8 protein-coding genes, 1 tRNA gene and 1 pseudogene are annotated in these 13,973 nt (G+C 43.6%); 5 read left to right on the forward strand and 5 right to left on the reverse strand.

The features are described 5' to 3' along the window. Positions 1 to 7: 7 nt before the first annotated feature. From CLIN57ABFB40_RS00285 to CLIN57ABFB40_RS00300, 4 genes and pseudogenes are all read left to right on the forward strand, one after another. A complete protein-coding gene (locus CLIN57ABFB40_RS00285) occupies positions 8 to 1,513 on the forward strand; it encodes a TolC family protein (protein ID WP_410489583.1) in 1,506 nt (501 codons plus the stop codon). A 37-nt stretch (positions 1,514 to 1,550) separates the two neighbouring features. Next, the gene (locus CLIN57ABFB40_RS00290) at positions 1,551 to 4,763 is read left to right on the forward strand and encodes an efflux RND transporter permease subunit (RefSeq protein ID WP_175628402.1); all 3,213 of its coding nucleotides are present in this window, start codon (positions 1,551 to 1,553) and stop codon (positions 4,761 to 4,763) included. 283 nt (positions 4,764 to 5,046) lie between these two features. Continuing rightward, positions 5,047 to 7,284, forward strand: coding sequence for a glycoside hydrolase family 3 C-terminal domain-containing protein (locus CLIN57ABFB40_RS00295; protein WP_254871750.1), 2,238 nt, complete (start codon positions 5,047 to 5,049; stop codon positions 7,282 to 7,284). Between the two features lie 365 nt (positions 7,285 to 7,649). Beyond that, a pseudogene (locus CLIN57ABFB40_RS00300) lies at positions 7,650 to 8,540 on the forward strand (sensor histidine kinase); the annotation flags it as partial. Between the two features lie 70 nt (positions 8,541 to 8,610). Here CLIN57ABFB40_RS00300 and istB read toward each other — a convergent pair. Beyond that, positions 8,611 to 9,384, reverse strand: a complete 774-nt coding sequence (gene istB, locus CLIN57ABFB40_RS00305) for an IS21-like element helper ATPase IstB (protein WP_065539093.1) — start codon at positions 9,382 to 9,384, stop codon at positions 8,611 to 8,613. Continuing rightward, positions 9,374 to 10,939, reverse strand: a complete 1,566-nt coding sequence (gene istA, locus CLIN57ABFB40_RS00310; protein ID WP_175628403.1) for an IS21 family transposase — start codon at positions 10,937 to 10,939, stop codon at positions 9,374 to 9,376. The genes istB and istA overlap by 11 nt, the downstream gene beginning before the upstream one ends. A 622-nt stretch (positions 10,940 to 11,561) precedes the next feature. Here istA and CLIN57ABFB40_RS00315 point away from each other — a divergent pair. Next, positions 11,562 to 11,807 carry a hypothetical protein gene (locus tag CLIN57ABFB40_RS00315; RefSeq protein WP_175628348.1) on the forward strand — a complete coding sequence of 82 codons (246 nt, stop codon included), beginning with the start codon at positions 11,562 to 11,564 and terminating at the stop codon, positions 11,805 to 11,807. On the opposite strand, the gene CLIN57ABFB40_RS00320 is transcribed toward CLIN57ABFB40_RS00315, so the two are convergent. From CLIN57ABFB40_RS00320 to CLIN57ABFB40_RS00330, 3 genes are all read right to left on the reverse strand, one after another. Further along, positions 11,779 to 12,300: an ORF6N domain-containing protein gene (locus CLIN57ABFB40_RS00320; protein WP_175628404.1), complete on the reverse strand. Its 522-nt coding sequence runs from the start codon at positions 12,298 to 12,300 to the stop codon at positions 11,779 to 11,781. The two genes, CLIN57ABFB40_RS00315 and CLIN57ABFB40_RS00320, sit on opposite strands and share 29 nt — an antisense overlap. A 24-nt stretch (positions 12,301 to 12,324) precedes the next feature. Next, positions 12,325 to 13,545 (reverse strand): site-specific integrase, encoded by a 1,221-nt coding sequence (locus tag CLIN57ABFB40_RS00325; protein WP_175628405.1) that lies wholly within the window; start codon positions 13,543 to 13,545, stop codon positions 12,325 to 12,327. Between the two features lie 271 nt (positions 13,546 to 13,816). Next, positions 13,817 to 13,889: transfer RNA gene (locus CLIN57ABFB40_RS00330), tRNA-Lys, on the reverse strand. Positions 13,890 to 13,973 lie beyond the last annotated feature (84 nt).

Genomic DNA, 13,973 nt, shown 5'->3' on the forward strand with positions numbered 1-13,973 from the left:
GAGAGTTATGAACGGATTATTAAGAATTCCCACCTTTCTCTGTGTCCTCAGTGTCCTCTGTGGTGAATCCCCGCTGTACGCACAGAAACATCTGGTACTGGACTTGAATCAGACGATTGCTTTGGCCAACGACAGTTCTCTGGAATCATTCCGCACACAGAATATGTATCTCTCCGGCTATTGGGAATACCGGACATACAAGGCGAACCGCCTACCCAGCCTGACGCTGGACCTTACTCCGGCGCAATATAACCGGGATATAACGAAACGTTATGATTCGGGCTCCAACCTCGACGTGTACCGCACGCAGCAATCATATTATGCCTACGGCGGACTGAGCGTGAGGCAGAACCTCGACCTGACCGGGGGTACATTCTATCTGGAATCGAATCTTGCCTATATGCGCAACTTTGGGGATAACAGCGCGACACAACTCACCAGTGTCCCGATAAGGCTTGGATATTCGCAGAGCCTGGTAGGATACAATCCTTTCAAGTGGGAGCGCCGAATCGAACCGTTGAAATACGAGCGTGTGAAGAAGGAGTTTCTTTATAACGTGGAGAAAGTCTCGGAAACGGCCACGAACTATTTCTTTTCCCTCGCCATGGCACAGGCTGAATATAAACTGGCAAAGGACAACCTGGCTTCCACGGATACGCTTTACCGTATCGGGCAGCAACGCCACCGGATAGCCGCCATCTCACAAGCCGACCTGCTGACATTGAAACTGGACCGTGTCAACGCGCAGAACACCCTTCAGAACAAGGCGAGCGACCTGAAACGGGCGATGTTCTCCTTAGCGTCTTTCCTTAATCTGGATAAGAATACGCAAATCGAACTGCAACTCCCTTCCCGTCCGGGCATGATAGAGATTCCGGTGGATGAGGCTTTGAGTTGGGGGAGAAGCAACAACCCCCAATTGCTGGAATTGAGACAGAATGTACTGGAAGCGCAGCGGAATGTGGACAAGACAAAGAAAGAATCCCGTTTCAACGCAAGTGTGAATGCGAGTGTCGGTTTTAACCAGGTGGCGGATAATTTCGGGGATGTGTATCATAAACCGATGCAACAGGATTTGGTGGCGGTCAGTGTTTCCATTCCGTTATTGGATTGGGGTGTCCGCAAAGGCAAGTATAATATGGCGCGGAATAACCTGAATGTGGTGAAGATTTCGGCACGCCAGGATGAGATTGGCATCGAAGAGGAAGTGATTATGACAGTGAGCGATTTCAATATCCAGCAGCAGTTGATAGCAAGCGCGGAAGAGGCTTTGGATCTGGCTATACTTGCTTATAATGAGACGAAACAGCGTTTTATCATCGGCAAGGCGGATATAAACAGCCTGACACTTTCACTCAACAGGCAGCAGCAAGCACAGCGGAATTATATTTCCGCCTTGCAAAACTACTGGCTGAATTATTATAAGATACGCCGGCTTACCTTGTTCGATTTCGCCGCGAAGCTTTCTCTTTCGGACAGATTCGATTTCAATGGGGGGAAGTTGGTTAAATGATGATTCCCATTTATATGAATGATGATAATGCAAAATTATGGAATCTGAAATAAATAAGTCCCCGAAGGCTTCCGCCTTTACGCTGATTGTGGCTTTTGTCTGTGTGGCGTTGGTCGGGCTGGCGCTTGTTCCGCTGTTGCCTGTCAAACTGAACCCGTCACGGACGCTGCCCGGCTTCACGGTACGTTTCAGCATGCCCGGCACTTCGGCGCGTGTGGTGGAGATGACGGCTACCAGTAAACTGGAGGCGATGCTTGCCCGCGTGAAAGGGATTCGGGGAATTTACTCCACTTCGGGAAACGGGTGGGGAAGTATCAGCGTGAATTTGGATAAACATGTGGATGCGGCAGTCGCCCGTTTCGAGGCTTCCACCATTATCCGTCAGACGTGGCCGGAGTTGCCGGACGGTGTGAGTTATCCGTATATTCAGATGCAGAGTCCGGGACAGAGCAGCCAGTCTCCTTTCATGGCGTTTACAATCAATGCGCCCGCTACGCCCGTATTGATTCAGCAGTATGCGGAAGAGCATATAAAAACACGCTTGGCACAGCTTTCGGGGATTTATAAGATTAATCTTAGCGGTGCTACTCCGATGGAGTGGCGGTTGGAGTATGATTCCGAACAGTTGCGTACGCTTGGGATAAATACGGATGATATCCGTGAGGCAGTCCGGTTGCATTATCAGAAAGAGTTCATGGGGACTTACGATGTAGAGCAGGGCGCTTCGGACAAGCAGTGGATACGTCTGGCATTGGTTCCCGAATATGAGAACCGTGAGTTCGACGCGACACGAATACAGGTAAAGATGAAAGACGGACGAATCATCGGACTAAATGAACTGGTAAAGGTTTCCCGTGTGGAAGAGCAGCCGCAGAGTTATTACCGGATTAACGGGCTGAACTCGATTTATCTGTCTGTCGTGGCGGAAGAAACGGCTAACCAGTTGGCGTTGAGCAAGGAAGTGAAAGCGTATATGGATGGTATCCGGTCGTTTCTTCCGGCGGGGTATGAGATTCATACCAGTTATGACGCGACGGAGTTTATTCAGGAAGAACTAAACAAGATTTATCTGCGTACGGGAGTGACGGTGGCCATTCTGCTTCTGTTTGTATTGCTGATTACTTTCAGTCCCAAATATCTGTTTCTGATTGTAGTCAGCCTGTCCGTCAATATAGCGATAGCCGTTATTTTTTATTATGCGTTCGGATTGGAAATGCAGTTGTACTCTTTGGCAGGTATCACCGTCTCTTTGAATCTTGTGATTGACAATACCATTGTGATGAGCGACCACTATCTGAGGCGCGGGAATCGGAAGGCGTTCATGTCCGTACTGGCAGCTACGCTGACGACGATAGGGGCACTGGTTATTATTTTCTTCCTGGATGAGAAGATACGGCTCAATTTGCAGGACTTTGCCGCTGTGGTGATTATCAATTTGGGAGTTTCATTATTGGTCGCCCTGTTTTTTGTTCCTTCCCTGATTGATAAAATCGGACTGAAACGGTGGAAGAAAACATCTCTTTCAAAACGGGGAAGACGGATGGGGAACGTGCGTTCCTTTATGTGGATACGTTCGAAGATGCGGCGGGTTCCAGTTTATTTCAGCCGTTTCTACGGGTGGCTGATAAGGATTCTCTGCCGTTGGCGGATGGCGGTCTGCATACTGTTATTGCTGGCTTTCGGATTGCCTGTATTCTTGTTGCCGGAAAAGATGAAGGGGGAAGATAAGTGGGCGGAAGTTTATAATAAAACGCTGGGTACTTCTGCCTATAAAGAAAAGGTGAAACCGGTTGTGGATAAGGCGTTGGGTGGAAGCCTGCGGCTGTTTATACAAAAGGTGTATGAGGGGAGTTATTTCTCACGGAATGAAGAGGTGGTGCTCCACGCCAATGCCAATCTGCCGAATGGAAGTACACTGGAACAGATGAACACACTGGTTAAGAAGATGGAAACCTATCTGAGCGGATTTAAGGAAATCAGGCAGTTTCAGACGTCTGTGGAAAGTGCCCGCAGGGCATCCATCCATATTTATTTTACGAAAGAACATCAGAAAAGCGGTTTCCCCTATACGCTGAAAGCCAATATGATCGGCAAGGCACTCCAACTGGGCGGCGGTGACTGGAGCATCTACGGATTGCAGGATCAGGGATTCAGTAATAATGTACGTGAGAATGCGGGCTCCTTCCGGGTGAAGATGTACGGGTACAATTATGACGAGTTGTATGCGCAAGCAGAAAAGTTGAAAGAAAAGCTGTTGTCCCACCGCCGTATCCGGGAAGTGACTATCGGTTCCGATTTCTCCTGGTGGAAGGATGATTATATGGAATTCTATTTCAATCTGGACAAACGACGGATGGCAGAGGAAGGGATTGGAGCCGGGAGACTGTTTTCCGCTATCCGTCCGATATATGGGCGAAATATGGAAATCGGTTCGGTATTGACGGAAGAAGGAACGGAAAAGATAAAGCTTTCTTCCCGGCAATCGGAAGAACGGGATGTATGGGCTATGCAGTACTATCCTTTCCAGTCAGGCGGTAAGGAATATAAGATGTCGGAACTGGCCGTCGTGGAGAAAGGGCAAATGCCGCAGGAAGTGGCAAAGGAAAATCAGCAATATCGCTTGTGCCTGCAATACGAGTATATTGGTTCTTCGGAACAGGGGCATAAACTGCTGAAGAAAGATTTGGAAGAGTTTAACGAGCTTCTTCCGATGGGATATACCGCAAAATCGGAAGATAACAACTGGTCGTGGGGCGGAAAGGATAATAAGCAATATCGTTTGCTCCTGATTGTAATCGCCATTATTTTCTTTATTACAAGTATCCTGTTCAATTCGCTGAAACAACCGTTAGCGATTATCTTTGTGATTCCGGTATCTTATATCGGCGTGTTCCTTACATTTTACTGGTTCAAACTGAACTTCGACCAGGGCGGTTTTGCTTCCTTTGTCCTGCTTTGCGGTATTACGGTAAATGCGAGTATTTATATTCTGAATGAATACAATGCCATCCGTAAACGTTTTCCGCGTCTTTCACCGCTCCGGGCCTATGTGAAAGCCTGGAATACGAAAGTGATTCCTATTTTCCTGACGGTCACTTCCACTATCCTGGGCTTTATCCCTTTCATGGTAGGAGCGGAAAAAGAAGGTTTTTGGTTTCCGTTGGCGGCAGGCACTATCGGTGGATTGATAATGTCCGTAATCGGGGTATTTATTTTCTTACCGGTGCTGACGTTGAAGAGAAACAAATGATTGGGATATTTTATATGAATTAAGCGATAAACTGGATATCGAAAAGAAGGACAAACAGATTTTAGGATATATAGCGACCAATAAAATAGTTAGATAAGTGGTGAAATGGTTAAAAAGTAAAATATTGTCTTTTTTAGACAAAATATTCGCTTTTTATTTATTAATAAGTGTGTTTATTTGTAGGCATGATACATATTGGTATGAAGGTCACACATCATTTACAATAGATATGAAAAGAAAAATGACAATTTTAGGGATACTTTGTATGAGTATGCCAATCGTAATGGGACAACAAAACTCATTTAGCGATCGAGAACGAAAAACATCCGATATTGCCGTTTATTTGGATACGAATAGACCAATCGAAGAGCGAGTGAAAGATGCATTGAACCGGATGACCCTTGAAGAAAAGGTGAAGATGATTCATGCACAGTCTAAATTTAGTTCGGCAGGCGTTCCCCGTCTCGGAATCCCCGAAGTATGGGCTACCGACGGTCCTCACGGTATCCGTCCGGAAGTGTTGTGGGATGAATGGGATCAGGCGGGATGGACAAACGACTCCTGTATTGCCTATCCGGCACTGACGTGTCTTTCTGCTACATGGAACCCTGAAATGTCACATCTTTATGGGAAAAGTATCGGTGAAGAGGCGCGTTATCGCAAGAAAGACATCTTGTTGGGTCCCGGTGTGAATATCTACCGTACTCCCTTGAACGGACGTAACTTCGAGTATATGGGAGAAGACCCGTATCTATCCGCCACTATGGTAGTTCCTTACATCAAAGGTGTACAAGAGAACGGTGTAGCTGCCTGTGTGAAGCATTATGCCTTGAACAATCAGGAGTTCAACCGCCATACCACCAATGTGCAATTGAGTGATCGTGCTCTTTATGAAATATACCTGCCTGCTTTTAAAGCGGCTGTTCAGGAAGGTGGAACATGGTCGATTATGGGCTCTTATAATCTTTATCAGGGGCAGCATGCTTGTCACAACAAACATCTACTCAAAGATATTCTTCGTGATGAATGGGGCTTCGACGGCGTTGTAGTGTCCGACTGGGGTGGTGTGCACAACACCGAACAGGCTATTCACAATGGTATGGACTTGGAATTTGGTTCCTGGACGAACGGACTGTCTACCGGAACGAGAAATGCGTATGATAATTATTACCTTGCTTTCCCTTACCTGAAACTGATAAAAGAAGGTAAAGTAGGAACAAAGGAACTGGACGAAAAGGTTAGCAATGTTCTTCGTCTGATATTCCGTACTTCAATGGAGCCGCACAAACCGTTCGGCTCTTTAGGCTCTCCCGAGCACGGACAAGCCGGACGTCAGATAGCTGAAGAAGGAATTGTATTGTTGCAGAACAACGATAACATATTGCCTATCGATTTGAATAAAACGAAGAAAATAGCAGTGATCGGTGAAAATGCGATAAAGATGATGACTGTGGGCGGTGGTAGTTCTTCTTTGAAAGTGAAATATGAGATTTCTCCGTTGGATGGACTGAAAAGCCGTGTGGGCTCAAAAGCGGAAGTGGTATATGCCCGTGGGTATGTAGGCGATCCGACAGGAGAGTATAACGGTGTGAAAACCGGTCAGGATTTGAAGGACAACCGTTCGGAAGATGAACTGCTCGCAGAGGCTTTGCAAGTGGCTAAAGATGCCGACTATGTTATCTTCTTCGGTGGCTTGAACAAGAGCAATCATCAGGATTGTGAAGATTCGGACCGTGCCTCTTTGGGTTTGCCATACGCGCAGGATAGAGTGATAAGCGAACTGGCAAAGGTGAATATGAATAAAAACCTGATTGTTGTCAATATCTCCGGCAATGCTGTGGCCATGCCTTGGGTGAATGAAGTGCCTGCTATTGTTCAAGGTTGGTTCCTGGGGTCGGAAGCCGGAACAGCTCTTGCTTCCGTATTGGTGGGAGACGCTAATCCTTCAGGAAAACTTCCTTTCACTTTCCCTGCAAAACTGGAAGATGTAGGTGCTCATAAACTGGGCGAATATCCGGGTAATAAAGAAGAGCTGGCACAGTCTAAGCATAGAGGAGACACCATTAATGAAATCTATCGGGAGGATATTTTCGTAGGTTATCGCTGGGCGGATAAAGAGAAAATCAAACCGTTGTTCCCGTTCGGACACGGATTGAGCTACACTACTTTCGCCTATGGAAAACCCTCGGCCGACAAGAAAACAATGACAGCAGATGATACCATTTCTTTCACAGTCAATGTGAAGAATACAGGCACTCGTGAAGGTCAAGAGGTTGTTCAACTTTATATCAGTGATAAGAAATCCTCGCTCCCTCGTCCGGTAAAAGAGTTGAAAGGTTTCCAAAAAGTGAAACTGGCTCCGGGCGAAGAGAAAGCGGTAACGCTGACAATTGATAAGAAAGCATTAAGTTTCTTCGATGATGCAAAACACGAGTGGATAGCCGAACCGGGCAAGTTTGAAGCGGTTATTGGAAGTTCATCAAGAGATATTAAGGGAATTGTTCTGTTTGAATTAAAATAAGATCTGAATTTTAATATAACTCGTAAGATGTAAATATTTATTGGTATTTCTCGTAGGAAAGCAATTGAATTGTTTGAAATAAGAGTAAGGAACAGAATAGGGATGGAAATTTCAACTATACTTGGCGATTGTCGGAAAATAAAAAAATGTGTAGTTATATTTTTTATTGAAAAGGCTGTTTTGTATATAATAATATTCTGTTGAGCCAAAGCCTAGTACTATTATGGACTTCAAATGGAAAACGAATCTAATACGACTAGACCTAGATATTGAAAAATATATTATATGGCTGATTAGGGAATTTTTTCTCACTACTTATTTTGGGGGTAGTCAAGCAGGAATGAAGGATGTAAGTATAGATTATTATGTGTTTAAAAATTAAAATATTCTCGGGATATATTATCTTGATATTCCTGCTTGTCTTGACTATTTATCTTTTTCGTAAGGAACAGATGAAGCGAAACTATTTGCAACAGGATGAACAGGAACTGCTTCATTTCTGGCATCTGACCGGAGAAGCCTACGCCGGCCTGCTGGATCTGGCCACTTATGGAGAGACGGTCAGTGTGTGGGACGAGAACGATCGGGGTACTTATCAGAAAAGGAGAAACGAGGTATGTGGCACATTACAGTCCTTGAAGCAATATGTGCATACATCCGGACAACGGGTGCGTATAGATTCGCTGTGCCTGCTTCTGGAGAGAAAGGAACAGTTGCTTGACACGGTAATGCATACATTCAGCCGTTTTCGTGAAGCCGGTGAAATCATAAACCGGAAAATCCCAGTGATTGCATCCCATATCCGCAATGAGAAAGCGCCTGTTGGAGTCAAAGAGGAAGTTCCGAAGAAAAGTTTCTGGTCCTTCCTCAAACGCAAGAAGAGAAAATCCGTTTATTCGGAACAGAAGGAAAAACGGGAACGGCTGCAACCTGCGGAAAAAGACCGGAAAGTCTCAACTGCAAGTATGCTTCATTCTTTAAACAGGGAACTGACCGGCCGGCAGGAGACTGAGCGTGAACGTCTGCTGGTACAAATGGAGTATCTGTACAATAACAATATGGCATTAAACTGTAGGTTGTATGGTATTATCAAGGATTTTGAATTGGAGACCGACCGGCGCCTTGAGGAACGTTACATGCAGTTCCTTTGGGCACGAGACCGGTCCTTTTATACGGTTTCCACTCTTGCCGTCTTTATGGAAAATTTAAAGTCGATTGACTCACTATTATACTCTAAATTGACCCATCAAAAAAATATTAGATTTAAATAAAGAAAAATGCATTTTAACCCGGGTCATTTTCAATTATAATAATCTACAATATATACTATTTCTTTTTAGCATTAATCTTTCTTACAGAATCCCCGGTAAGTTCAATCTTGTGTGCTGTATGTACAATTCTGTCCAGGATTGCGTCAGCTACTGTAGGATCACCAATTGCATCATACCAGCTTTCGACAGGAAGTTGTGATGTTATTATGATTGATTTTAATCCGTGTCTGTCTTCTATTATTTCCATAAGGATTGACCTTTCCCTGGCATCCAGTCCTATAAGAAACAGATCGTCAAGAATCAGCAGTTGACACTTTTCTATTTTTTTCATCTCAGATTCTATAGTGCCCTTGTTTTTGGCAATTTTAAGCTGTCCCATAAGCTTTGACGCATTTGAATACAAAGTCTTTATTCCATTCTTACATGCCTCATATCCTATGGCTGAAGCTATATAGCTTTTACCTGTACCGGAGCTTCCCGTGATGAAAACATTCTGTCCGTCTCTTATAAAATCAAGAGATGCAAGTCTCTCAAGCTGGTTACGGTCAAGGTTACGTTTTATGGTATAGTCTATTTTTTCCATATATGCCTTATATCTGAAGTTTGCAGACTTTATCAGTCTCTCAATGCTTACATTGCGTCTGTAATCATATTCGCTTTCAAGAAGCCATTTAAGAAACTCATCGTTTGTCATACCATCAGAGGATGTGGTCCTGCAGTCATTTCTATATGTTTCAAGCATGCCGTAAAAACGTAACTTGGAGAGTAGTTCCATTATTCTGTCCATATTTTTTCCGACAGTTCTGCTTGTTTTATTATTACTTGTCATTTTTATCCATGTTTTTAGAGTTAAAATAATCCTTGCCTCTGAGATTTCTGTGTTTGGGGGTAAGTTCGGGAGCCTGTCCCTCCATCTGTACATGATACTTCTCATCTTCCCTGTTTACCAGAATACTTTCAAGTTCGTTGTACCCGAACATACCGAATTCCATTGCCACCTGGCATGAAAGAACCACCCTGTCATGTCCGAAACGCTCCACAAGACTTAATATACCATCGGCTGAACGTACGGCCTGGACCGGATATTTCTTGGCAACGGCCACACGCTTTATGTACTCTTCCAATACCGGATCAATTTCACATGCCTTGCGGTATATATCATCCATTCTGATTCTGTATTCATGTAGCACTCCCGAAAGTTTGTGGGACGGTTTTTCTGAATAAGTGAAAGGTGTATCATCCCTGCGATGTGTCGTTATGTGTCTGAACTTATGATATATCTCCACTGTGTCCCCATCATACAGTAATTCTACAGTATCGCCGATATACTCTTTAGGAACACTGTAATAGTGATTGTTAAGCGATACATAACTGTTTCTCATGACAGTTGCCGTTTTCCGGCTTTTTGATATAAATTTTGTTGCCGGCAATGTATGCAGCCTGTCTTTCTCGACTTCGAGGAAACGTTCCCGACGGCTGTAGTTGCGATTGTACATCTTTCGGCTGTTCAACGCATCCGTATGCTTCATTATTTCTATGTTCAAGGCTTCAAGATCATTGAATTTCAATCCCGTCATCTTTGAATACACCTCCCTGTAGAGCAGTCTTACAGCATTCTCAACCAGAGCTTTGTCTTTAGGCTTTCGTACTCTTGCCGGGAAGACAACACATCCATAATGGTCTGCAAATGCAGCAAAGTCGTCATTGATTACAGGTTCAACACCTCCAGGCTTTGTTACGGCTGATTTCAGGTTGTCTGGAACTATGGCATTGGGGACACCTCCAAAATAATGGAAAGCATTTTCACATGCCTGGATAAGGTGTTCTTTCTTTTGTGATGGTACAGCCTCGTAATAAGTAATCTGGCTGCATGGAAGTATAGCGGCAAATACTTCTACGGGAACCTTATTGCCTGTTTTTTCGTATGAGAGATAAAGTTTGTCGCCGGCAAAATCCACATACATCTGATCACCGGCTATATGATCTATGCGTCCAACAGGAATCTTTACTTCCCTTTCTCGTCTGATATATAAACAAAAAGAACAGTAGCTGTAACCTTGTGGACGATTTTTAAGATATTCCTCATACAAAGACCTTCTTGTTGTCCCACGGACCTTAAGTCGTTTCATGTAATCAGGTATACGTTCTTGAAGATACTTATACTCTGCAGAGCCAGACGATTCTTTGTCAGTCTCCGTACCGAAAAGCTCATGCAGATGCTGCTCGTCCATTTTCAACAGACGCTCAAGTTCTATACCCATATCTTCGTATATACGGATATAACGTTTGACTGTATTACGTGAAACAAGGAGAGAAGAACTGATACCGCGGATACTCATTCCTGACTGATAACACCGCAGTATGTGCTTGATTCTTATTTTCATTCTTTAAAATTTTATTCAGTTAATAATACCGGGTTAAAATGCTTTGTAAAGTACGAAAACAAGACTGAAATATGGTAATTATACAGGGGCAATTTTTATTATAATCACAGCGGATCAGTTTCGGTTATAAAGGTGGGTCAGAAGACTTTTATAATAGTGGGTCAATCGACTTTAAATTTTCCACGATAATACCTTTGCTTCCATATTGCTGTAATTTTTAAGTTTTTGATTTTATGCGGATTTGAGAGGTGAGGGAGCCCAAAGTTTCACTGAACTTTTTTCCTGTTTCCCGTAAATCCGACTTTTTTTTTATGCGTCTTCCGGTCGGGTCGGTCGTTTTCGTTTCACATAGGCTGGTTTGTGAAGGGGTCTTGCTATGCAAATTTTTCCGACAAAAATTTTTTCCGACCAACGGGAAGCTGGAACAATTTTTTTCGATGAAACCCAATTTGCAGAGCCAAAAGCCCCCGTAGCTACCTTTGCCTATTGAAATGATAAAAACGACTGTCCCGGCTGGGGGACTGCATAATGAGGAAGATTTACAGATAGGGAAACAGGGGAAAAGTGCTTGTTCCCTTTCATCCTTTAGGGAACACTCCATGCGGGCGGGAAAGGCAAGGGTATGGCAAGTTCATCTTGCGGTACGCTTGTGCGGGTTTCCAACGGCTCTTTTCACGAAATACAGTCAGCCATGCCACGCACGGCTGGCGTTTCGGGGAATGTGCCAGTGGAAAAGGGAATAAAAAATGCGGGTAGTCGGTGGACTGCCCGCAAGGTGAAAGGATGTAAAATACTTGGATATAGCTTATTAGGTGGTATTTCGTTACCGAAATCGTTACCTATTCGTTCTTATCACGGTTATAGGTAACGAAACCTACCGGACGGCGTTCTTTCTGTTGTTTCGACTGGCTCAAAAGCTGGGTAAGGGCTTGGTACAGTTCGTTGAACTGTGCATCGGTGCTTACCTCCAGTTCTTCGATGCGCCTTAACAGTTCCTCGTAACCGATTACCATTTGGCGCATGAGGACGAAAGCCCGCATGATTGAAATGTTTACTTCTATGGCTACTTTGGAACGGAGAACCGAAGAAAGCATGGCTACGCCCTGCTCGGTGAAAGCCATAGGCGGGGTGGGCGTGTGGCGGATATTGTCAGGGAACTTATCACAATTTGTGATAAGTCCTAACCACTCGTCTTTGCTCAATTCAAACATGAAATCACTGGGGAAGCGGTCTATGTTACGTTTGACCGCTTGTTTCAAAGCTCGTGTTTCCACTTGATAGAGTTCTGCCAAATGCAAGTCAAGCATCACCCGGTAACCTCTGACTTCAAAAATCTTGTTTTGGATAATCTGCAAGTCCATAATCTTATTTTTTTAAGTTAGTATTTATATGACTGATATTTTTCTGTTATTTAGCTTGTTAGCTAAAATATCCATATCCTCGCTAAGTTTAGTATCTATGATTTTTGCGTAGATTTGGGTAGTTCTTATGTTGGTGTGTCCCAACATTTTGGAAACGCTTTCAATGGGTACGCCATAACTTATGCTAAGGGTCGCAAAGCTGTGCCTCGCAACGTGGAACGTGATTTTCTTATTTATCCCACAAACAGTTGCAATCTCTTTCAAGTAATCATTCATCTTCTGATTACTGATAACTGGCAACAGTTTACCATTGGGCAGTTTTCCGTCATATTTCTGCAAAATGGATTTGGGTATATCCAGTAATCGAATATTGGACGTTACGCTTGTCTTATGTCTTTTCTTGATTATCCACAAATTACCGTCAAAGGACAATCTTATATTTTCAGGGGTTAGTTCGCAGACATCAACATAAGACAGTCCAGTGTAGCAACTGAAAATAAATATATCACGAACTTGCTCCAGTCGTTTGCTGGCGAATGTCTTTTGATATATCCGGTCTAATTCTGCTTGTTCAAGAAAATCCCTTTCCACATATTCAAATTTCAGCTTATATGCCCCGAAAGGATTAAAAGTAATTAGTCCCAAGTTGTGGGCAAACAGAACAACAGTTCTGAAACGCTGTATAAACTTCATGGCTGTATTGTGGGTACACGGATAATTCTCCCGGATAAATAGGTAGAAGCCCTCGATAAACACGACATTTATTTCCCGAAAGGTAATATCCTCCACATTATATTTATTGTGGATATATTCGGCAAGGCGATTTTTGGTAAGTTCATAACGGGTATATGTCTTTTGCGTGGCTGTTTTCCCTACTTTCAGCGCATATTGTTCATTATGCTGGGAAAATACCTGTAAGAGAGTTTTTGCTTTTTCCTCTTTACCTAAGAACACATTGCGTACTTTCTCTGCGGTTACATAGCTGTCCCGTTCTAAAATGGTCTGATAGTGTCTGTGCAAGGTAGCCTTGATGCTATCCAGCATTTCATTCATGCGGGTAAATTCCGCTCCTCTGCCATTTACCTTTCCGGTTTTGGCAGACCAGTTTTTAGGATTGACTTCAAGTTTAGTGTTGAATTGGGCTAATTTCCCGTCAATGGTAATACGTGCCATGATTGGCATATTACCGTTCTTTTTCACCTTGTCCCGTTTCAGGAAGAACAATACTCGGAATGTTGATTTCATACCTCATTTTTTAAGTTACAAAACTACTTTTATTAACTCATAATGAGATAAATGCAGAGTCTCCAAATCTCGACAACATTTCGCCATTTTCCGACAAATCGTACCCCTTTTTAAAGAATTTTGTCGGGGGTACGAATAAGGCACTAATTTTTGTCTGTCAGTGACCTTTTCGTGGCGGTCAAGGTAGCCAAAAGACAATAAAAAAAGTCCCACAAAATATTGATTTTGTAGGACTTGTCTTTTTCTTGTCGCCTTTTGGCTTTTCTTTCAGTGATCCGCCTGGGGCTCGAACCCAGGACCCCAACATTAAAAGTGTTGTGCTCTACCTGCTGAGCTAGCGAATCAATCCTTATTTGCAAATCAGTTATTTCCTGATTGCGGGTGCAAAGGTAGTGACTTTTATTTAATCTGCAAGTATTTCGTAGAAA

Origin of the sequence: Bacteroides acidifaciens (assembly GCF_903181435.1) — a bacterium.
Classification (GTDB): domain Bacteria; phylum Bacteroidota; class Bacteroidia; order Bacteroidales; family Bacteroidaceae; genus Bacteroides.

Bases quoted from the DNA above. Each gene is read 5' to 3' on its own strand.
- CLIN57ABFB40_RS00290 (WP_175628402.1), top strand. From the start codon at position 1,551: ATGGAATCTGAAATAAATAAGTCCCCGAAGGCTTCCGCCTTTACGCTG.
- CLIN57ABFB40_RS00315 (WP_175628348.1), top strand. From the start codon at position 11,562: ATGGCAAGTTCATCTTGCGGTACGCTTGTGCGGGTTTCCAACGGCTCT.
- CLIN57ABFB40_RS00325 (WP_175628405.1), bottom strand. From the start codon at position 13,545: ATGAAATCAACATTCCGAGTATTGTTCTTCCTGAAACGGGACAAGGTG.
- CLIN57ABFB40_RS00295 (WP_254871750.1), top strand. From the start codon at position 5,047: ATGGGACAACAAAACTCATTTAGCGATCGAGAACGAAAAACATCCGAT.
- CLIN57ABFB40_RS00320 (WP_175628404.1), bottom strand. From the start codon at position 12,300: ATGGACTTGCAGATTATCCAAAACAAGATTTTTGAAGTCAGAGGTTAC.
- CLIN57ABFB40_RS00285 (WP_410489583.1), top strand. From the start codon at position 8: ATGAACGGATTATTAAGAATTCCCACCTTTCTCTGTGTCCTCAGTGTC.
- istA (WP_175628403.1), bottom strand. From the start codon at position 10,939: ATGAAAATAAGAATCAAGCACATACTGCGGTGTTATCAGTCAGGAATG.
- istB (WP_065539093.1), bottom strand. From the start codon at position 9,384: ATGACAAGTAATAATAAAACAAGCAGAACTGTCGGAAAAAATATGGAC.